Origin of the sequence: Kribbella italica, from assembly GCF_014205135.1 — a bacterium.
Classification (GTDB): Bacteria; Actinomycetota; Actinomycetes; order Propionibacteriales; family Kribbellaceae; genus Kribbella; species Kribbella italica.
In genome coordinates this window covers 4,264,460-4,283,799 of record NZ_JACHMY010000001.1, presented here as the reverse complement: position 1 = coordinate 4,283,799, position 19,340 = coordinate 4,264,460, and the positions used below count along the sequence as shown (strand labels likewise).

General features: G+C 70.2%; 17 protein-coding genes. 10 read left to right on the top strand and 7 right to left on the bottom strand.

Annotated elements, in window-relative coordinates; genetic code table 11:
• Positions 1-95 precede the first annotated feature (95 nt).
• The 3 genes from HDA39_RS19745 to HDA39_RS19735 all read left to right on the top strand — a co-directional run bounded on the left by HDA39_RS19745 (position 96) and on the right by HDA39_RS19735 (position 9,403).
• Positions 96-2,858, top strand: a complete 2,763-nt coding sequence (locus HDA39_RS19745) for a BTAD domain-containing putative transcriptional regulator (RefSeq protein WP_184797078.1) — start codon at positions 96-98, stop codon at positions 2,856-2,858.
• 114 nt (positions 2,859-2,972) lie between these two features.
• Positions 2,973-6,164 (top strand): ATP-dependent helicase, encoded by a 3,192-nt coding sequence (locus tag HDA39_RS19740; protein WP_337925805.1) that lies wholly within the window; start codon positions 2,973-2,975, stop codon positions 6,162-6,164.
• Positions 6,164-9,403 carry an ATP-dependent DNA helicase gene (locus HDA39_RS19735; protein ID WP_184797074.1) on the top strand — a complete coding sequence of 1,080 codons (3,240 nt, stop codon included), beginning with the start codon at positions 6,164-6,166 and terminating at the stop codon, positions 9,401-9,403. The genes HDA39_RS19740 and HDA39_RS19735 overlap by 1 nt, the downstream gene beginning before the upstream one ends.
• Before the next feature lie 5 nt (positions 9,404-9,408).
• On the opposite strand, the gene HDA39_RS19730 is transcribed toward HDA39_RS19735, so the two are convergent.
• The 4 genes from HDA39_RS19730 to HDA39_RS19715 all read right to left on the bottom strand — a co-directional run bounded on the left by HDA39_RS19730 (position 9,409) and on the right by HDA39_RS19715 (position 12,032).
• The gene (locus tag HDA39_RS19730; RefSeq protein WP_184797072.1) at positions 9,409-9,960 is read right to left on the bottom strand and encodes a Uma2 family endonuclease; all 552 of its coding nucleotides are present in this window, start codon (positions 9,958-9,960) and stop codon (positions 9,409-9,411) included.
• A 327-nt stretch (positions 9,961-10,287) separates the two neighbouring features.
• The gene (locus tag HDA39_RS19725) at positions 10,288-10,851 is read right to left on the bottom strand and encodes a Uma2 family endonuclease (protein ID WP_184797070.1); all 564 of its coding nucleotides are present in this window, start codon (positions 10,849-10,851) and stop codon (positions 10,288-10,290) included.
• A gap of 110 nt (positions 10,852-10,961) precedes the next feature.
• Positions 10,962-11,525, bottom strand: a complete 564-nt coding sequence (locus HDA39_RS19720) for a Uma2 family endonuclease (RefSeq protein WP_184797068.1) — start codon at positions 11,523-11,525, stop codon at positions 10,962-10,964.
• A gap of 117 nt (positions 11,526-11,642) precedes the next feature.
• Complete coding sequence (locus HDA39_RS19715) at positions 11,643-12,032, bottom strand: Uma2 family endonuclease (protein ID WP_184797066.1); 390 nt, start codon at positions 12,030-12,032, stop codon at positions 11,643-11,645.
• 243 nt (positions 12,033-12,275) lie between these two features.
• On the opposite strand from HDA39_RS19715, the gene HDA39_RS19710 reads away from it, so the two are divergent.
• A complete protein-coding gene (locus HDA39_RS19710) occupies positions 12,276-12,959 on the top strand; it encodes a GOLPH3/VPS74 family protein (protein ID WP_184797064.1) in 684 nt (227 codons plus the stop codon).
• 40 nt (positions 12,960-12,999) lie between these two features.
• On the opposite strand, the gene HDA39_RS19705 is transcribed toward HDA39_RS19710, so the two are convergent.
• Together HDA39_RS19705 and deoD are read right to left on the bottom strand one after the other, a co-directional pair.
• Positions 13,000-13,512 carry a hypothetical protein gene (locus HDA39_RS19705; protein WP_184797062.1) on the bottom strand — a complete coding sequence of 171 codons (513 nt, stop codon included), beginning with the start codon at positions 13,510-13,512 and terminating at the stop codon, positions 13,000-13,002.
• Between the two features lie 20 nt (positions 13,513-13,532).
• Positions 13,533-14,246 carry a purine-nucleoside phosphorylase gene (deoD, locus tag HDA39_RS19700; RefSeq protein ID WP_184797060.1) on the bottom strand — a complete coding sequence of 238 codons (714 nt, stop codon included), beginning with the start codon at positions 14,244-14,246 and terminating at the stop codon, positions 13,533-13,535.
• A gap of 43 nt (positions 14,247-14,289) precedes the next feature.
• On the opposite strand from deoD, the gene nudC reads away from it, so the two are divergent.
• Positions 14,290-15,213, top strand: coding sequence for an NAD(+) diphosphatase (nudC, locus tag HDA39_RS19695; protein ID WP_184797058.1), 924 nt, complete (start codon positions 14,290-14,292; stop codon positions 15,211-15,213).
• 1 nt (position 15,214) lies between these two features.
• Here nudC and HDA39_RS19690 read toward each other — a convergent pair whose 3' ends face one another.
• The gene (locus tag HDA39_RS19690; RefSeq protein ID WP_184797056.1) at positions 15,215-15,454 is read right to left on the bottom strand and encodes a mycoredoxin; all 240 of its coding nucleotides are present in this window, start codon (positions 15,452-15,454) and stop codon (positions 15,215-15,217) included.
• 102 nt (positions 15,455-15,556) lie between these two features.
• Here HDA39_RS19690 and HDA39_RS19685 point away from each other — a divergent pair, with 102 nt between their 5' ends.
• The 5 genes from HDA39_RS19685 (at position 15,557) to HDA39_RS19665 (ending at position 19,339) form a co-directional block, all read left to right on the top strand.
• Positions 15,557-17,677 carry an ATP-dependent DNA helicase UvrD2 gene (locus tag HDA39_RS19685; RefSeq protein WP_184797054.1) on the top strand — a complete coding sequence of 707 codons (2,121 nt, stop codon included), beginning with the start codon at positions 15,557-15,559 and terminating at the stop codon, positions 17,675-17,677.
• A 349-nt stretch (positions 17,678-18,026) separates the two neighbouring features.
• Positions 18,027-18,224 carry a hypothetical protein gene (locus HDA39_RS19680; RefSeq protein WP_184797052.1) on the top strand — a complete coding sequence of 66 codons (198 nt, stop codon included), beginning with the start codon at positions 18,027-18,029 and terminating at the stop codon, positions 18,222-18,224.
• Positions 18,225-18,376: 152 nt separating this feature from the next.
• Entirely contained in the window at positions 18,377-18,664 is a 288-nt protein-coding gene (locus HDA39_RS19675; RefSeq protein ID WP_184797050.1) for a WhiB family transcriptional regulator, read from the top strand.
• A 61-nt stretch (positions 18,665-18,725) separates the two neighbouring features.
• Positions 18,726-18,911 (top strand): hypothetical protein, encoded by a 186-nt coding sequence (locus HDA39_RS19670; protein WP_184797048.1) that lies wholly within the window; start codon positions 18,726-18,728, stop codon positions 18,909-18,911.
• Positions 18,912-19,168: 257 nt separating this feature from the next.
• Positions 19,169-19,339 (top strand): hypothetical protein, encoded by a 171-nt coding sequence (locus HDA39_RS19665; RefSeq protein WP_202894541.1) that lies wholly within the window; start codon positions 19,169-19,171, stop codon positions 19,337-19,339.
• The last annotated feature ends 1 nt before the right edge of the window (position 19,340 follow it).

Genomic DNA, 19,340 nt, shown 5'->3' with positions numbered 1-19,340 from the left:
ACCGCTCCACGGCCTGGCTCGGCCGGACCCACGTTTCAGCGCTGTGCGACTGACGCTCCCAACGCTAAAGTCGGAGGCGTCGAGAGGGGCGCTGCGTGCTGGAGATCCGTCTGCTGGGGCCCTTCGAGGTCCTGCGGGACGGTGTGCCGGTGACGCTGCCCGGTCGGCAGCTGGTCGCGCTGACCAGCCTGCTCGCGCTGTCGGCGAACCGGCCGGTCCCGTTCGAGGTGCTGGCCGACCGCCTGTGGGGTGAGCGGCTGCCGCAGTCGGTCAAGGCAACGCTGCACACGTACGCGACCCGCCTCCGCAAGCACCTGGGCGAGGACGCACTCCGGACCAGCCCGGCCGGGTACTCGCTCACCGTGGCTCCGGCGCAGGTCGACGCGCTCCAGCTGGCCGCCGTACTGGGTGAAGCGGGCAGGGAGTCCGATCCGGCTGGCCAGCGCGTCCTGCTGACCACCGCGATCGACCTGTGGCGAGACCTCCCGTTCGCCGGCTCGCCGTCGGACTGGCTGGCGACCGGTGAGGCCTCCCGGCTCACCGAGCTCTACTTGTCCGCCGTCGAGCAGCGCCTCGACCTCGACCTCGCCGACGGCCGGTACGACGGCCTGCCCGCCGTACTGCAAGGCCTGACCGCGCGGCACCCGCTCCGCGAGTCGCTGTGGCAACGGCGGATCGCCGTACTGCGCTCGAGCGGCCGGCCTGCCGAGGCACTCGAGTGCTACGAGCAGATCCGGAGCACGGTCGCGGCGGAGCTGGGTGTCGACCCGTCGCCCGCGCTGCAGCAGGAGTTCGCCCGTCTGCTGGAGGCCGACTCGTCCGGTCCCTCCGACGGCTTCGAGGAGAACGCCGTCCCGGGTGTGCCGCGTCAGCTGCCGGCTGACCTGCGGCAGTTCACCGGCCGGGCGAACGAGCAGCTGCAACTCATGAAGCTGCTGGGCAACGCACCTGCCGACCAGCCGACGATCATCACCCTCACGGGTCCGGGCGGAGCAGGCAAGACCGGTCTGGCCGTCCACTGGGCTCACCAGGTCCGGGACCGCTGTCCCGATGGCCAACTCTTCGCCGACCTCCGGGGCTTCGCTGCCGACGAGCCGGTGCCCCCAGCGGCTGTCCTGCACGGGTTCCTCCAGGCGCTCGGCGTACCGGCGAACGGTATCCCCACCGACCAGGCAGGACGTGCGGCCTTGTTCCGTACGGTGACTGCCGACAAGCGTCTGCTCCTGCTGCTCGACAACGCCCGCAACGCCGAGCAGGTCAGTGATCTGATCCCGGCGTCCGGCTGCCTCGTCCTGATCACCAGTCGCAACCAGTTGCGGTCCCTGGCGGCCCGGCTGGGCGCGGAGCGGATCACGCTCGAGCCCCTGCCGCCGGCCGATGCGGTCAGTCTGCTCGCTGCGGCAGTGGGCGCCGAACGGGTGGCCGCGGAGCCCGAGGCGGTGCAGGAGCTCACCTCCATCTGCGCGGGCCTTCCGCTTGCTCTCGCGGTCGCGGCCGAGTCGGCCCGCCGAACGAGCGGAAGTCCCTTCGCCGACCTGGTCGGCGCGCTGCAGGAGCACACGCTCGACGTACTGGCCGTTCCCGACGACGACCACTCGGACCTCCGCCGAGTCCTGTCCTGGTCGTACCAGGCACTGGCCTCTGACGCCGCCCGTCTGTTCCGCCTGCTCGGGCTGCACCCGGCCACCACCATCCGTACGCAGGCAGCCGCCGCACTCGCCGACCTGGACCGGCGAACCACCACGCGTCACCTGGACCGCTTGGTCGCCGCCAACCTGCTGAGCGTGGTCCGGCCTGGGCACTACCGGCTGCACGACCTCCTGCGGGTCTACGCGGCGGAGCTGACACTTCAGCACGACTCCGGCGACGAGCGCAGGGCCGCACTGGAGCGGGCACTGGACTGGCTGCTGCACTCGCTGCAGAACGCCCAAGTCCTGCTCGGGTCTGATGCGAGCCGCTCGTTCCTCGCCCGGTCCGAGCACTCGCTCACGTTCGACCGGCAGCGCGATGCCGTGCAGTGGGTCCTGGCCGAGCAGTCCTCGTTCGTGCCCTGGATGCTGGCAGCGGTGGAGGCCGGGGACGACTCCCACGGCTGGCGGATCGCCTGGCGGTTGCGTCGGCTGCTCGACGTCGCCTACCTGCGCGAGCTGGCGGTGGAGACCGCTCGGATCGGTGTGGAGGCGGCCGAACGGCTGGGCGACCCGCGGCCGCGCTACCTGGCGTGGAACACCCTTGCCGGTGCGCACCACTGGATGGGGATGGCCGAGGAGTCCGAGCAGTGCGTACGCCGGGCGATAGAGATCGCCCGGGAGCATGGCGATGTGGGGGCCGAGGTGGCCTTCACCGGGAACCTCGCGGCGTTGCACTGGCGCGCGGGGCGGCTGGACACCGCGCTGACCGAGATCACCGGTGCGATCGCTGCCGGAGCAGGCCGGCCACGCTCACCGGACGAGCCCTTGCCGTTCAGCGCCGCCGCGCTGCCCTTCACCCTCGGTGGGATCCACGTGTCACTGGGAAACCACGAGCTCGCCCGGGACCCGATCGCGACGGCGATCGCCTTCGCCCGTGCGGATCAGGACTGGCACAAGGAAGTCCTCGGACTGTGCAATCTCGCGGAACTCCACGAGCGTCAGGACGACGACACGGCCGCGGACTTCTACGCGGGAGAGGCTCTGGACCGTCTCCAGGCCTACCTCGATCCGTCCGCGACAGTGGCGGCCCTTGCCGTCCGTACGAGGGTCGCCGCCCGCGCCGGGCGCGTGGCCGATGCCCGGGAGCTCGGCGACCGGGCCTTCGCGCTGCTGCCGGCCGACGACCGCCGGCTGGTCGAGCTGCGCGCCGTGCTCGACGAACTGTGAGGACGTCCGCAATGCGGCTGCTTCCGTCGTACGGCGGGGTGGGTCGCGGGGTTTGTCGGTGGCGTCTGATGGGATGGGGGAGTGGTCAGCAGAACAGGGTCCCGGTATCGGCTCGTGAAGCCGGCAGGGCGAGCGGAAGGGCCTTCCCCTGCGCCGGTTCTGGACGCTGACCAGCAGTCGGTCGTCGATCACCCGGGTGGGCCGCTGCTCGTCCTGGCCGGGCCGGGCACGGGCAAGACGACGACGCTGGTCGAGGCTGTCGTCGATCGCGTCGCGAACCGCGGGCTGAGCCCCGACCAGGTGCTGGTGCTGACGTTCGGGCGCAAGGCCGCGACCGAGCTGCGGGACCGGATCACCGGGCGGCTGGGCAAGACGACGCGCGTGATGCCGTCGATGACGTTCCACTCGTTCTGCTACGCGTTGCTCCGGCGGTTCACCCCGGCCGACGCGTTCGACGTACCGCTGCGGCTGCCGTCGGGCCCGGAGCAGTCGCTGCGGTTGAGCGAGGTGCTCGGCGGGAGCCGCGAGGTCGGCGTGGTGCACTGGCCGTCGAGTTTGCACCCGGCGCTGAAGACGCGCGGCTTCACCGACGAGGTGCAGGCGGTGATCGGCAAGGCGCGCCAGCTCGGGCTCGACCCCGAGGACCTGTCCGCGATCGGCCAGTCGGCGAGCCGGCCGGAGTGGGTCGCGGTCGGCGACTTCTTCGAGGAGTACCTGCAGATCCTCGACCACGAGCAGGTGCTGGACTACTCCGAGCTGATCCACCGCGCGGTGATCCTGGCCCAGCAGCCGCAGGTCCAGGCCAAGCTGCGCGAGGAGTTCAAGGTCGTCTTCGTCGACGAGTACCAGGACACCGATCCCGGTCAGACCAAGCTGCTGCAGGCGATCGCCGGCGACGGCCGCGACCTGGTCGCGGTCGGCGACCCGGACCAGTCGATCTACACGTTCCGCGGCGCCGACGTCCGCGGGCTGCTCCGGTTCACCGAGGAGTTCCCGACGGCCACCGGTGAGCCCGCGGCCCAGATCGCGCTGGCGACGACGCGCAGATTCGGTACGACGCTGCTGCGCGTCTCGCGCAACGTGGTGAACCGGCTGGGGGTTCCGGGGACCTTGGACCGCGACACCTTCGACCGGTTCCGCAACCCGGATGCGAGCGGCTGTGTGTTCGGCCCGGGCAAGGTCGAGGCCAATCTGTACTCGACCAGCGGTGCCGAGCTGGAGCACATCGCGGACCTGCTGCGCCGGGCGCATGTGCAGGATGGCGTCGGCTGGCACGAGATGGCTGTGCTGGTCCGGTCCGGCAGCATCTCGATCCCGCCGCTGCGGCGCGCGCTGGCGGCCGCGGGGATTCCGGTCGACGTGGCCGGTGACGAGCTGCCGCTGTCGCGCGAGCCCGCCGTACGGCCGATGCTGCTGGCGCTGCGGGCCGTTGCGGATCCGGCGACGCTGACGGTCGACGTCGTGCGGGCCCTGGCGTTGTCGCCGTTGGGGGCGATGGACGCCGGGCAGCTGCGGCGGCTGGCGCGCGTCCTGCGGAAGCGGGACCGTGAGGTCGCGGGCGGTCAGCGGCTGCCGCGGTCGTCGGACGAGCTGCTGCGCGAGGCGATGCTCGACCCGTTGCTGCTGGACGAGCAGGCGTCCCCGGCCGAGGCGCGGTTCGTGGCGCTCGGCGAGAGGTTGCTCAAGGCAAGGAACATCGTGAACGCCGGCGCCGCGCCGGACGAGGTGATGTGGTCGCTGTGGTCGGAGTCGCCGTGGCTGCGCCGCCTGCGCGGCCAGGCGAACAGCGGCGGCGAGGTGGCCCGTTCGGCGAACCGGGACCTCGACTCGCTGTGTGCGCTGTTCGACGCGGCCGGGCGGGCCGAGGAGCAGATCGGGTTCAAGGGTGTCTCGGCGTTCCTGAACGAGCTGGAGAACCTGGACATCGCCGGCGACAACCGGTACGACGCGACGTACCGCGAAACCGGCGTACAGCTGATGACCGCGCACCGGTCGAAGGGGCTGCAGTGGCGGCTCGTCGTCGTCGCGAGCGTGCAGGAAGGGCAGTGGCCCGACCTGCGGCGGCGGGGATCTCTGCTGGAGCCGGACCGGCTCGGGCCGGACGGACTGGTCGAGCCGCTGTCCGCGGGCGCGATCCTGGCCGAGGAGAGACGGCTGTTCTACGTCGCGATCACGCGGGCGCGGGAGCGGCTGATCGTGACGGCGGTGCAGGCGCCGGAGGCCGACGGCGATCAGCCGTCGCGGTTGCTGGCCGAGCTGGACATTCCTTTGAAGCTGGTCGCGGGCCGGCCGCGGCGGCCGTTGTCGTTGCCGGGGCTGGTCGCGGATCTGCGCTGCGTGCTGGCGGATCCGGCGTCGTCGCCGGCGTTGAAGCGGGTCGCGGCGGATCGGCTGGCTTCTTTGGCTGATGCGGTGGACGAGCGGGGGTACTCGTTGGTCCCGGCGGCTGAGCCGGAGCGTTGGTGGGGGGTGCGCGAGCGCACTCGGTCGGAGGTGCCGATCGCGGTCGAGGACGAGCCGGTGCCGCTGTCCGGGAGTGCGCTGACGACGATCGTGGACTGCCCGCTGCGCTGGTTCCTGCAGCGGAAGGCCGGCGGCGAGACGCCGAGTACGTCGGCGATCGGGTTCGGCATGGTGCTGCACACGCTGGCCGACGCGGTCGCGACCGGGACGCTGCCGCCGGACGCCGACGAGCTGAACGGATGGCTCGACAAGGTGTGGACGCAGCTGGAGTTCGAGTCGTCGTGGATCTCGGACCGGGAGCGCGTCGAGGCCGAGCAGGCGCTGCGGCGGTTCGTCGCCTGGCACCAGGGACGGCCGGATCGGCGGTTGGTGGGTTCCGAGGTCGACTTCAGCGTGCTGCTGCCGGACGAGGAGAAGCCCGGCGTCCAGGTGAAGGGCCGGATGGACCGGATCGAGCAGGACGGCGACGGCAAGATCCGGGTCATCGACCTGAAGACCGGGCGCACGGTGCCGACCAAGCCGGCGCTGGAGCGGCACGTGCAGCTGGCGATCTACCAGCGCGCGATCGCTTCGCGGCAGTTGAAGCTGCTCGGTGAGGATGCTGAGAGTGGTGGTGCCGAGCTGGTGCAGCTGAGGCACGACGACATCGGGCTGCCGAAGGTCCAGGGCCAGGCGCCGCTGGAGCCCGACGACGACGGCCGGACTTGGCTGGACGACGCGGTGGAGAACGCGGAGGCGATGGTGCGCTCGGAGGAGTTCACGGCCAAGCGGAACGACGGGTGCACGCGGTGCGACGTACGGGGTTTGTGTCCGATCCAGCCTGAGGGGAGGGAGATCGTCTGATGGCGGCCAAACTGGAAACCACGGCTGACCTTGTTGAACTGCTGGGGATTCCCTTCAGCGACCAGCAGTTGGAGGCCATCACCGCGCCTTTGGCTCCGGGGGTCATCGTCGCGGGTGCAGGATCCGGCAAGACGACGGCGATGGCCGCGCGGGTGGTGTGGCTGATCTGCACCGGGCAGGTGAAGCCGGAGGAGGTGCTCGGGCTGACCTTCACCAAGAAGGCGGCCAACGAGCTCGACGTCCGGATCCGCGAGGACCTGACCAAGGCCGGTGTGCTCGGGTCGACGCTGCCGCGCGACCAGCATCCGGTGCTCGCCGCGCACCTGCGCAAGAACGTGCCGAACTGGGAACCCGAGGAGCCCGGCGAACCGGTCGTCTCGACGTACCACGCCTTCGCCGGAACGCTGATCTCCGAGCACGGCCTGCGGCTCGGTCTCGAACCCGACGTCCGGGTGCTGGCCGACGCAACGCGCTTCCAGCTCGCCGGTCGCGTCGTACGGCGCTCGGCCGGTCCGATCCGGCACGCGTCGCACCACGTCCCGACGCTGGTCAACAGCCTGCTCTCGCTCGACGGCGAGCTCGCCGACCACCTGCTGAGCGCCGACGAGATCCGCGACCACGACGAGGCCGTCCGGCAGGAGGTCGCGGCCGCGCGCAAGCAGACCGTCGACGTGAAGAAGCTCGGCGAGACCGCGTTGAAGCGTGGCGAGATCCTGCAACTGGTCGAGGAGTACCAGGCGTACAAGGTCGAGCGCGGTGTCGTCGACTTCGCCGACCAGATGGCGCTCGGTGCGCGGCTCGCGGAGGAGTGCCCGGAGGTCCCGGCGATCGAACGCAGCCGGTACAAGGTGGTCCTGCTCGACGAGTACCAGGACACCTCGGTGTCGCAGCGGCGGATGCTGACGGCCTTGTTCGCCGGCGCGGATCCTGTCTCGGGTCGCGGGCATCCCGTGACCGCCGTGGGCGACCCGTGCCAGGCGATCTACGGCTGGCGCGGCGCCTCGGTCGCGAACCTCGACGAGTTCCCTTCGCATTTCCGGCAGGCTGACGGGTCGCCCGCCCGCCGGTACGTGCTGAGCGTGAACCGTCGCTGTGGCAGCCGCATCCTCGCCGCGGCGAACGAGCACGCCACCGAGCTGTACGAGCAGCACCCGGGCGTCATCCCGCTGGAGGCGCCGGAGGGGGCACCGGAGGGCGCGATCACCGTCGGGCTGTTCGAGACGCGTTCGCAGGAGATCGAGTGGATCGCCGACTCGATCGTCGCCGCGCACAAGCTGCCGCACCGGAAGTGGAAGGACATCGGCATCCTGATGCGGACCAACGTCGACTTGTCCGCCGTGCACGAGGCGCTGATCGCGCGCAAGGTGCCGGTCGAGGTCGTCGGGCTCGGCGGTCTGCTCGCGCTGCCCGAGGTGGTCGATGTCGTCGCCACGCTGCAGGCCGTCAACGACCTGACCGCGAACGCCGCGATGCTGCGGATCCTGACCGGGCCGCGGTTCCGGATCGGGCACCGCGACCTCGCCCTGCTGGCGAACCGTTCGCGCAGGCTGGCCGACGGCGGCGACCGCCCGGCCGCCGACGACCTGGTCGCCGCGCTCGACGCGGCCGTCGCGGGGATGGACTCGACCGAGGTGATCTCGCTCGCCGAGGCCGTCGACGATCCGGGGCCTGCTGCCTGGGGTTACTCCGCGGAGGCTCTCGAACGGTTCACCGAGCTGTCGGCCGAGCTGCGCGAACTGCGCGCGCACGCGGGGGAGCCGTTGCTCGACCTGGTCCGCCGCGTGATCAGCACGATCGGGCTCGACGTCGAACTGACCGCGACCCCGGACCACGTCGACTCCGGCCGGCGCGACCACCTCGCCGCGTTCTTGGATGCCGTGGGCAACTTCGTGTCGACCGAGTCGGACGGCTCGCTGGACGGGTTGCTGGCGTACCTGGCGGCCGAGGAGGAGTACGCCGCCGGCCTCGACCTCGCCGTACCGAGTGAGGCCGACTCGGTGAAGCTGCTCACCACGCACCGGTCGAAGGGACTGGAGTGGCCGGTCGTGTTCGTGCCGACCCTGGTGAACAAGGTGTTCCCGTCCGATCGCGGGCGGGACAAGTGGACGACCAACGCGAAGGTGCTGCCCTGGCCGCTGCGCGGTGACGCTGACACGCTGCCCGATTTCCACGACTTGTCGAACGCCGGGCTGAAGGCGTTCGCCGACGAGTGCAAGCAGGTCAACGCGCTGGAGGAACGCCGGCTCGGGTACGTCGCGTTCACCCGCGCGAAGGAGGTGCTGATCGCGACCGGGCACTGGTGGGGCCCGACGCAGAAGCGCCCGCGCGGCCCGTCGGCGTACTTGGAGGTGCTGAAGAAGCATGCCGGGGAGCGGGTGGTCGCCTGGGCTCCGCAGCCGGAGTTGAGCGAGGAGAACCCGGAGCTCGCCGAGCAGACCCAGGCCGCCTGGCCTGCGCCGTACGACTTGCCGGCGTACGAGCGTCGGCTCGAGGGCGCGGCGCTGGTCCAGCTGTCGCGCGCCGAGGGGCCGTCTGTCGACGCCGAGGAGTCGCTGTTCCTGGACGAGCAGGCGACCGTCGCCCGCTGGGACTCCGAGCTCGAGCGCCTGCTGACCGAAGCGCGCGAGAGCCGCAGCCGCAAGGCGTACGACGTCGAGCTGCCGCGCGCTTTGTCGGCGACCCAGGTCATGCGCCTCGCCAAGGACCCCGACGCCCTGGCCTCGGAGCTGGCCCGACCAATGCCCCGCAAACCCAACCGCGCCGCCCGCTTCGGCACCCGCTTCCACGCCTGGGTCGAGAGCTACTTCGGCCAGCAGTTCCTGATCGACCCCGACGACCTCCCCGGCGCCGCCGACGAGGGCATCGTCGACGACACCGACCTCACCGAACTGATGGACGCCTTCCGCGTAGGCCCGTACGGCGAACGCGCCCCGTACGAGATCGAAGCCCCCTTCGCCCTGTCCATCGGCGGCCGAGTCGTCCGCGGCCGCATCGACGCCGTCTACCAGTCCGTCCGCCCTGACGGCTCCCGCGGCTACGACGTCATCGACTGGAAAACCAGCCGCTCCGAAACCGCCGACCCCCTCCAACTGGCCATCTACCGAGTCGCCTGGGCCGAACTCGTCGGCCTCCCCCTCCACCAGGTAGGCGCCGCCTTCTACTACGTCCGCACCGGGGATGTGGTCCGCCCCGACAACCTGCCCACCCGAGAAGCCTTGATCGAGCTCCTCAACAACTGAGCACCTCACCCACCGGGCTCTGGGAGCAGCTTCGACGGAGTGACACGGACGGGGAACGGGATAGTGGTTTTGTAGGGGTCTTCGCCCTTCACCACTGCCGCTTCCACGTACTTGCCTCCAGCAAGTTCCAGGACGGTCAGCTCCTGAGCCACCGGATCGAACAACCAGTACGCCGGTACGCCCGCGCGTTCGTACAGCGTCCTCTTCAACACCTGGTCGATCGTCCGCGTCACCTCCGACACAACCTCGACCACCAACTGCACCGCCCCTCTGACCGGCCCGCGCGGCAGGCTCCCGCCGTGGCACACCAGAGCATCCGGCTGCAACAAGGTCCGCTCGCCCAGCTGGTACTCCACCGGACCGACCATCACCTGAAACTGCGCCGGGCTGTTCCGGCGCAGGAGAAATCCCAGTTCCAGCACGACCGCCTGCTGCGCCGCCCCACCATGCGGCGCCGCCACCAGAACCCCATCCACCAACTCGCACACCAAACGCCCCGGCAGCTTCCCCAGTTCAGCTACCGAGAACCCATCACCCGCAGGAACGAACCCACCCACGCAACCGTCGCTCATGCACCAACGCTCACCCGCCGGCCCCTTCCCCAGCAGGCCAGATCCCCATCTGCCCCGAGATGCCCCGCTCAGCGCGAACGCCGAGTACCGGCCCCCGATTGGTGGTCGGTACTTGAAAGGTGTGTCCGCTGCCGCGTGGTCCTCGACGTGCGCGCCGGGTCCACCCCGCATGCCGGCCTAGCGGTCCGCTCGGTGAACCAGAGCCGCGATCTCGCGCACGCGACCACCGCGGCGCTGGAGGCAGGCCCGTCGCACCCGGCTGCTGGGTCGAGCCGTCGAGCGTCGCGTGCGTGCGGCTTCCGGGCCGGGCGATCAGCCGCCGTTGACCGGCCGCACCAACTCGCCCGGGACGATACGCACGGCGAACGGAAGCTCCGCCTCGAACGTTTCGTTGCCCTTGGCGACAACCCGCTCGACGTAGTTGCCGTCGACCAGCTCGAGCACCGTCAGGGTCTCGGCCTCCGGATCGACGATCCAGTACGAGGAGACTCCGGACTCCTCGTACAGGGCGCGCTTGAGCAGCAGGTCGGTCATCCGGGTGCTGGGGGAGAGGATCTCGACTGCCAGCAGCAACGGACAGAACTCGACTCCGCGGGGTCCGACGTCACCGGAGCGGCAGACGAGCAGGGCGGGTTGCAGCGAACGGTGCCGGCTGGGCCGGAAGTCGAACGGTGCGAAGAAGACCTCGAGCCCCTCCGGGCAAGCCGGCTGCAGCCGGAGGAAGAGCTGACCGGCGACCCGCTGGTGGATCGCGAGTTGTGCAGGCGTCACGAGCAGTTGGCCGTCGACCAGTTCGTAGCGCATCCCGTCGTCGGGGAGGGCGTCGAGGTCCGCCAGCGTGAACCCGCCCGGCTCAAGCGTCTGCGCGCTTCCCATGGTGGCTCCTTCGTGGACATGCGACCAGCATGGCCGGATCGCCGGGCCGCCGCGCCGTGATCCGGCGGACTGCCCTTGGGTGCCCCACGATCTGCCCCGCGCTGCCCCGGTCAGGTCCCGTTGACCGGCTTGACCAGATCGCTGGGGGCGATCGACACGGCGAACGGCAGTTCGGCCGCGAACACCTCGTCACCTGCTACAACAGCGCGCTCGACGTACCCGCCGTTGGTCATCTCCAGGACGGTCAGTTCCTCGGCTGCGGGGTCGAACAGCCAGTACGATTCGACGCCTGCATCTTCGTACAGGGCGCGTTTCAGGATCAGGTCGGTCATTCGGGTGCTGGGCGACAAGATCTCGACCGCGAGGAGCAGGGGACGGAACTCGATGCCTCGCTCGCCGACGTCCTCCGAGCGGCACACCAGGACGTCGGGCTGCAGCGATCGCAAAGGAGTCGGTCGATAGGTGAAGGGGGCAACGAAGACCTCCAGCCGGTCCGGGCACGCGGCTTTGAGCTGGAACGCGAGCTGGAGGACCGCACGCTGATGGTTCGGGCGTGGTGCAGGGGTCACGAGCAGTTGGCCGTCGACCAGTTCGTAGCGCATCCCGTCGTCGGGGAGGGCGTCGAGGTCGGCCAGGGTGAACTCGCCGGGTTCCAGTGTCTGCACGGTTTCCATGGTGCCTCCTTCGTGGACATGCGGCCAGCATGGACGGTTCGGCGGGCCGCCGAGCCGTGATCCGGCGGACTGCCCTGTGATGCCCCGCGATCTGCCCCGATCAGGCCCAGCATTCGCTCACCTGAGGAGTTCGGCGGGGCTTAGGTCCACCGGGAACGGCAATGCCGCGTGGTGGGACTCGTCGTACTGGACCACCGCCTGGCAGGTGTAGCGGCCGGCGACCAGTTCGAGGACGGTGAGTTCCTGGCGGTCGGGGTCGAGGAGCCAGTACGACGGGACGCCGAAGCGTTCGTACAGGGATCGTTTGTGGACCACGTCGGTGACTCGGGTGGTGGGGGAGAGGACCTCGACGGCCAGCGAGAGGCGTGGGGTGGAGACCGGGCCGGCGTCGGTGGCAGGGCAGATGAGGAGGTCGGGGTGGAAGGTGTGGTGGGGCGTCGGGCGGAAGTCGAGGGAGTCGACGGCGACGCGGAGGTGGGATGGGCAGGTGGACTTGAGTTTGATCATCAGGGCGACGATCGCCGCCTGGTGGGCGGGTGGTTGGGGGCGGTGATCTGCAGGCGGCCTCCGATCACCTCGTAGTGACCGTCGTGGGAGGCGGTGGATGGCTGGTGTCTCACGTCAACAGGTTGCCCGAAAGCGACGAAGTGGCGGAGAAGTTATCCACAGGCCCCACTACCGAAGGCGGATCCACCAAGTACGCCGCGCGGCTGATGTCGCGTGAGGCCGGCAGGTTCTACGTTGAGAGACATGTTGATCGCAGAGGACCTGCTGTTGCTCCTGTACGACGACGAGACCGGTAAGCCGCTCACCGGCTCGCCCGGGCTGGACTACGCCCTGGCCGGAGCCGTCGTGGTCGAGCTGACGCTGCTGGGCAAGGTGGACATCACCACCGAGGCCGACGACGGCAAGCCGGGCCGGCTGAAGGTGCTGGACCCGTCGCCGACCGGTGACCCGCTGCTGGACGAGCGGCTGGCCGTGGTGGTCGAGAAGGCCGGCAAGAAGCCCAAGGACGTGATGGGCAAGCTGTCCAAGAAGCTGCGCGACCCGGTCCTGCAGCGGCTCGCCGAGCGCGGCATCCTCCAGGCGGAGGAGAACAAGGTGCTGGGCCTGTTCCCGGTCACCCGCTGGCCGGCCAAGGACGCGCAGCACGAGGGAGAGATCCGGGCGTCGCTGGAGAACGTGCTGAAGCTCGGCACCCAGCCGGACGAGCGGACCGGTGCGCTGATCGCGCTGCTGAGCGCGCTGGACGTCGTACCGAAGGTGGTGACCGACGCGGTCGACCGGAAGGCCCTGAAGCGCCGGGCGAAGGAGATCGCCGAGTCGGACTGGGCCGCGGCCGCCGTACGGCGTGCTGTGCAGGACATGCAGGCGGCCATCACTGCCAGCATCGTCGTGGCGTCGTCCAGCGCCGCCGCGTCCGGCAGCTCCTGAAACCGACGGGGTGCCACCAGCCAGGTGGCACCCCACAGAGCTACTCGGCCGCGCAGTCGGCCTTGCAGAGCCGGTCCATCAGCGAGAGGTGCGCACCCGGTTCGTCGGTGTCCACCTCCACGGACAGCTCGACCTGCCAGTCACCCTCGGTCAGCTGGGCGGTGGTCTTGCCCGCCTGCTGACCGAACCACTCGGTGATCTTCTGAGCCGGTACGACGTGCGCGATCTCCAGCGCCTGCGGCAGCACCTTGCCGATCGCGGCGGTAGCCGTCGCGGCGGTGCCGAGCGAGTGCAGCGACACCACCGGCGGCCGCTTGTGGTTGCCGGTCAGCACCCACACGGCCACCGGGCCGGTCGTACAGATCGCGTAGTCGCCGTCCCGGCCGCACTTGTAGCCCGCACCGGTCAGGCCGGCGACGACCTGGGCAGCGGGAAGGTCGGACGGGGTAGTACTAGCTGCTGCGTTGGTGGTCGCAGCGACCGGAGCCTCACCGGACGTCTTCTTGTCGTCACTGGAGCAGGCCGTGGTACCGATGAGCAGGGCAGTGCTCACCAAGGTGACGGCGTACCGGTTCAGACCGGCACCTCGACGGCGGCGTCGAGCGCGATGGTGATCATCTCGGAGAAGGTGGTCTGCCGCTCCTCGGCCGACGTCTCCTCCTTGGTGATCAGGTGGTCGGACACGGTCATGATGCCGAGCGCGCGGCGGCCGAACTTCGCGGCGAGCGTGTAGAGCGCCGAGGCCTCCATCTCGATCCCCAGTACGCCGTACTCCGCGGTCCGCGAGACCAGGTCCGGCCGGTCGTTGTAGAACAGGTCGCCGGAGAACACCTGGCCGACGTGCACGTTCAGCCCGGCCGCCTCGGCGGCGTCGGCCGCGGCGCGCAGCAGCTGGTAGTCGGCGGTCGGCGCGTAGTCGATGCCGTGGAAGCGCAGCCGGTTCATCTGCGAGTCCGTGCTGGCCGACATCGCGACGATCACGTCGCGGATCTTCACCTTCTCGGTCAGCGCCCCGCAGGTGCCGACCCGGATCAGGGTCTGGACGTCGTACTCGGCGAACAGCTCGTTGGCGTAGATCGAGGCCGAGGCCTGACCCATCCCGGACCCCTGGACGGAGACGCGCTCGCCCTTGTAGGTGCCGGTGAAGCCGAACATGTTCCGGACCTCGTTGTACTTGATCACGTCCGACAGATAGGTCTCGGCGATCCACTGCGCCCGCAGCGGGTCACCGGGGAACAGAACCCGCGGAGCGATCTGTCCCTTCTCGGCGGCGATGTGAATACTCATGCCGGGATGCTCTCACGGTTGGCGGCCGGGATAGTTTGAACCTGTGGCCTACTCGATCGTTCCAGGTTCTCTAGCGCTGTCCCGTTCCGTGCTCGACCGGGCTGCCGACCGCAGACGCGACGACGAGTGGCTGGCCAAGGCCTGGGCCGCGCCGGACACGCAGGTGGCGCTGCTGACGGGCGAGAAGCTGGCCGTCGACGAGTCCCGGACGGCGCTGCGCTTCGTGCCGCCCGCGGGTGCGCCGGAGGGGCAGCGGATCTTCCTCGGCATCGACCGCGAAGCCGGAGCCGGCCGTACGGCGGAAGGCCACGCCGTCTTCGGCGTCATCGTCCCCGGCGACCCCGAGGAGTCGTACGCCGGCCTGCGCGAGCTCGGCGCCGTCCTGAACGACCGCGAGGCCGGGATCGCGGTCAACCTGGTCGGCCTGGCCAACTGGCACGCGATCACCACCCACTGCTCGAACTGCGGCGGGCACACGGCCGTCACCAACGCCGGTCACGTCCTCGAGTGCCCCGACTGCGGCATGCACCACTTCCCGCGCAGCGACCCCGCCATCATCGTGCTCGTCACCGACGACCAGGACCGCGCCCTGCTCGGCCGCAATGACAACTGGCCCGAGGGCCGCTACTCGACCTTGGCCGGGTTCGTCGAGCCGGGCGAGTCGCTGGAGGCCGCCGTACGGCGTGAGGTGCTGGAGGAGACCGGCGTCGTGATCGGCGACGACGTCGAGTACGCCGGTTCGCAGCCCTGGCCGATGCCGCAGAGCCTGATGCTCGGGTACTACGCCAAGGCGACCGGCTTCGCGATCGAGGTCGACGACGACGAGATCGTCGACGCGCGCTGGTTCAGCCGCGCTGACCTCGCCGCGCAGATCGCCGACGAGACCCTGGCACTGCCCGGCAACATCTCCATCTCGCGCCGCCTGATCGAAGGCTGGTACGGCGAAGAGCTCCCGGGCAGCTGGTAACTCAGGCGACGAGCTTCTCCGCGACCTGCGCGAGGCTCGGGTTGGTCATCGACGTCCCGTCCGGGAACACCACGGTCGGGACGGTCTGGTTGCCGTTGTTGATCTTCTCGACCAGCTCGGCGGCGCCGGGCGTCTGCTCGATGTCGACCTCGGTGAACTCGATGCCGGCCCGCTTCAGCTGGCCCTTCAGGCGGTGGCAGTAACCGCACCAAGGCGTCGAGTACATCGTGAAAGCCGCCATCGCAGCTCGCTCCTTCGCTGTCGTGGGCGACTTGTCCGTCGGCCCGTCTAGGGTTGACCCCGTCCTACCGGAGAACCACAGCGTCAGGGGTCCTGTTCCCGCATGTCTCACCCCGTGAGCGACATCACACGAGCCGTTGCGAGCCGCTCGGCCGACGAGCTGCTCGAGGCCCTCGATCCCGAGCAGCGTGCCGTCGCCACCGCCCTGCACGGACCGGTCGTCGTGATGGCCGGAGCAGGCACGGGCAAGACCCGCGCGATCACCCACCGGATCGCGTACGGCGTGAAGACCGGCACCTACGACCCGGTCCGGGTGCTCGCGGTGACCTTTACCCAGCGCGCCGCCGGCGAGATGCGCGGCCGGCTCGCCCAGCTCGGCGCGGACGGCGTCCAGGCGCGGACGTTCCACTCGGCCGCGCTGCGCCAGGCCCGCTTCTTCTGGCCGAAGGTGTACGGCTCGGAGCTCCCGCCGATCGCCGACCGCAAGTTCCCGCTGCTCACCGAGGCGGCCGGGCGCTGCCGGGTCCGCGTCGACACCCCGGCGCTGCGCGACCTGGCCGGTGAGGTCGAGTGGGCCAAGGTCAGCAACGTCCGCCCCGACGACTACGCCCGGATCGCGCCGACGTCCGGGCGCGCGCTGGCCGCGTTCGACCCGGCGACGATCGCGCGCGTCTTCGCGGCGTACGAGGACGTGAAGCTGGAGCGCGGCCGGATCGACCTGGAGGACGTGCTGCTCTGCGCGGTCGCCCTGCTGGCCGAGGACGAGCGGGTCGCGGCGGAGATCCGCCGGCAGTACCGGACCTTCGTCGTCGACGAGTACCAGGACGTCAGCCCGATCCAGCAGAGCCTGCTGACCCTGTGGCTCGGCGGCCGCGACGACGTCTGCGTGGTCGGCGACCCGGCGCAGACCATCTACTCCTGGGCCGGCGCCGACCCGGAGAACCTGGTCCGCTTCGCCTCCAAGCACCCGGCCGCGAACGTGATCAAGCTGGTCCGCGACTACCGGTCCACCCCCCAGATCGTCGACGTGGCGAACAAGGTTCTCGACGCCGCCGGTCCGGCCGGGCTGCCCGGCCGGGTCACGCTGCGCTCGCAGCTCGAGCCGGGGCCGGCGCCGACGTACCGGGAGTACTCCGACGAGGTCGCCGAGGCGGACGCCGTCGCCCGCGCGGTCCAGCGGCTGAAGGAGGAGGGTGTCGCGCTGCGCGACATCGCTGTCCTGTTCCGGACCAACGCCCAGTCGGAGAACTTCGAGCAGGCGCTGGCCGAGCGCAAGCTCCCCGCCGTACTGAAGGGAGCCGAGCGGTTCTTCGAGCGGCCCGAGATCCGGCAGGCGGCGATGCTGCTGCGCGGCCAGGTCAAGGGCGGCGACCCGGGCGACGACCTGCAGGAGACCGTCCGCGGCGTCCTGGGTGGTGCCGGCTGGACGCTGGAGCCGCCCGCCGGCAAGGGCGCGGTCCGGGACCGCTGGGAGTCGCTGAGCGCGCTGGTGACGATGGCCGCCGACTTCGCCAAGGCGCACCCGGAGGCCGGGCTGGCCGACCTGATGAACGAGCTCGACCGGCGGGCCACGATCCAGCACGCGCCGCTGGCCGAGGGCGTCACGCTGGCGACGCTGCACACGGCCAAGGGTCTGGAGTGGGAGTGCGTGTTCATCGTCGGGGCCCACGAGGGGACCTTGCCGATCAGCTACGCCCAGACCCCGTCCCAGGTCGAAGAGGAACGGCGGCTGTTCTACGTCGGGGTGACGCGGGCCAAGCAGCAGCTGTTCGTCAGCTGGTCGACGTCGCGCTCGCCCGGTGGCCGCGGGACGCGCGGGCCGACCCGGTTCCTCGACCCGATCGGCATCCGCGGATCGTCGCGCCCGGCCGCGCAGGAGTGGCAGCCGGCGGGCCGGACCGGCCGGGAGCGGACGGACAAGCCGATCCCGAAGTGCCGGGTCTGTGGGCGCGGCCTGCTCGACCCGGGCGCCCGCAAGCTCGGCCGTTGCGAGGACTGCCCGTCGACGATGGACCAGCAGCTGTACGACGCGCTGCTGGCCTGGCGCGCCGAGCGGGCGGCCGAGGAGAGCGTCCCGGCGTTCGTGATCTTCACCGACGCCACACTGACCGCGATCGCCGAGGCCCGGCCGACCGACGAGCGCGAGCTGCTCTGCATCCCGGGCATCGGCCGGACCAAGCTGACCAAGTACGGCGAGCCCGTGATCGTGATCTGCACCCGCTAGGGCGTAGCTCGAGGTACGCCCTGGTAATTGAAACCTGTTGCAGGGTTGGCCGTCCGGGGCGCACGATGGTCAAGGTGCTTCTGCCGCCAGCAGACGGAGTGGCACTTAGATGACAGAGGCAACGATTTCGCAGCGTGCGGGACGGGCGCCGGAGCGTGCCGGACCGGTGACTTCCGGGCCACCGGGCGGCAACTTCCGGCCAATGTCAGAAACTGCCGTTAAATAGTTTGCGGGGCTCGCGCGCCTCGGCGTACTGTTCTTTCTGCGGTCACCGGTGTGGCCGAAAACTTCAAACTACAGCGATCGAGCTTGCCGCCCGTTCGCGACAACGAGAGGAGGTGCCTGGGAAATGATGACGAACATGACGATGAAGCCGAAGTTCGCCGGCGACGCGCTGCCGTGCGCCCTGATCCCGGGTGCCGTCTCGCGTCTGCACGTCGAGACCGTTGTTCTCACGGCCAAGGCCTACGCCCCGATCCAGGGCGGAGCTGTCGGCGATGTGAAGCGTGGCGGTTCGGGTTCTCGATCTTGGAGTCCACCGGTCTGACTCTCGAAGTCAGCCGGCACCTCCAAGGCCGCGGAACCCACCAAGGGTCCCGCGGCCTTTTTGTTTGTCAACCCACAGTTTGCCGGCCACCAACCGGTGGCCGGTCCGGACGACAAGAGATCAGTAAGACAGTCACTAGGAGGTGACCGGTTATGAGCGTGAGCTTCCTCGATCAATTCACCGAGGTTGCCGCGTCGGAGGACCTGCCCTGTCGGTCCTACGCGCCCGAGCTTTTCTTCGCAGAGTCCCCGTCGGACGTGGAGTACGCGAAGTCTCTCTGCACCACCTGCCCCTTGATGGCCGAGTGCCTGGCCGGCGCGCTGGAGCGCTCCGAGCCGTGGGGTGTGTGGGGAGGCCAGCTGTTCGTCCAGGGAGTGGTGGTGGCGCGCAAGCGTCCCCGCGGACGTCCCCGCAAGAGCGACACCGTCACCGCCGCCTGATCCATCCATCCGAAACGAGACTCGAACCATGAACCCGAACCGCACTCACAGGAGCACTCAGATGAACTTACTTCAGGAAGACCTCGCACGAGCTCACTGTCGATCTTTACTGAACGACGCCGAGCAGAACCGGCGCTTCCGCCTGGCGACGCAGGTCGCCCGGGCGCAGAAGCAGGCCGAGCGGGCCACCCGGCGCGCGGAGAGGGCCAGCGCAAAAGCGCGCCTCACCCTCGCCCGTCTGGTCTGATCCACCCGGACGCCGATCCACCGGCCGGACCCCACGGTCCGGCCGGCCGGCGCCCTAGTACAACCGGCTGACGCGGCCGGAGCAGATCTCCAGCACGCCGCGGGCAGCCCGACTCAGCAGCCGTCCGCTGGTCCTCGGAGCAGGGGCCAGGACCAGCGAAGCTGCGGCCCGAGGGGCGGCATCCACCCGGATGCCGCCCCTCGGCGCGTTTCCGGGGCCTCGAGTGGCCGGATCGGCCGCCGCAGTAGATTGGTCCGGTGACCACCACTCCCAGCTGCGCGCTGTGCGGTACGGCGGCGCCGACCGAGGACCTGCCGCTGACCTGGGTCACCTCGGTCGAGAACGGGCGCAAGCTCGTCTACTGCGACCGCTGCGCGCGCGAGAACGTCCGCAGCATCGAGGGCAAGCTCGACAGCGCCTGGTGGTGAC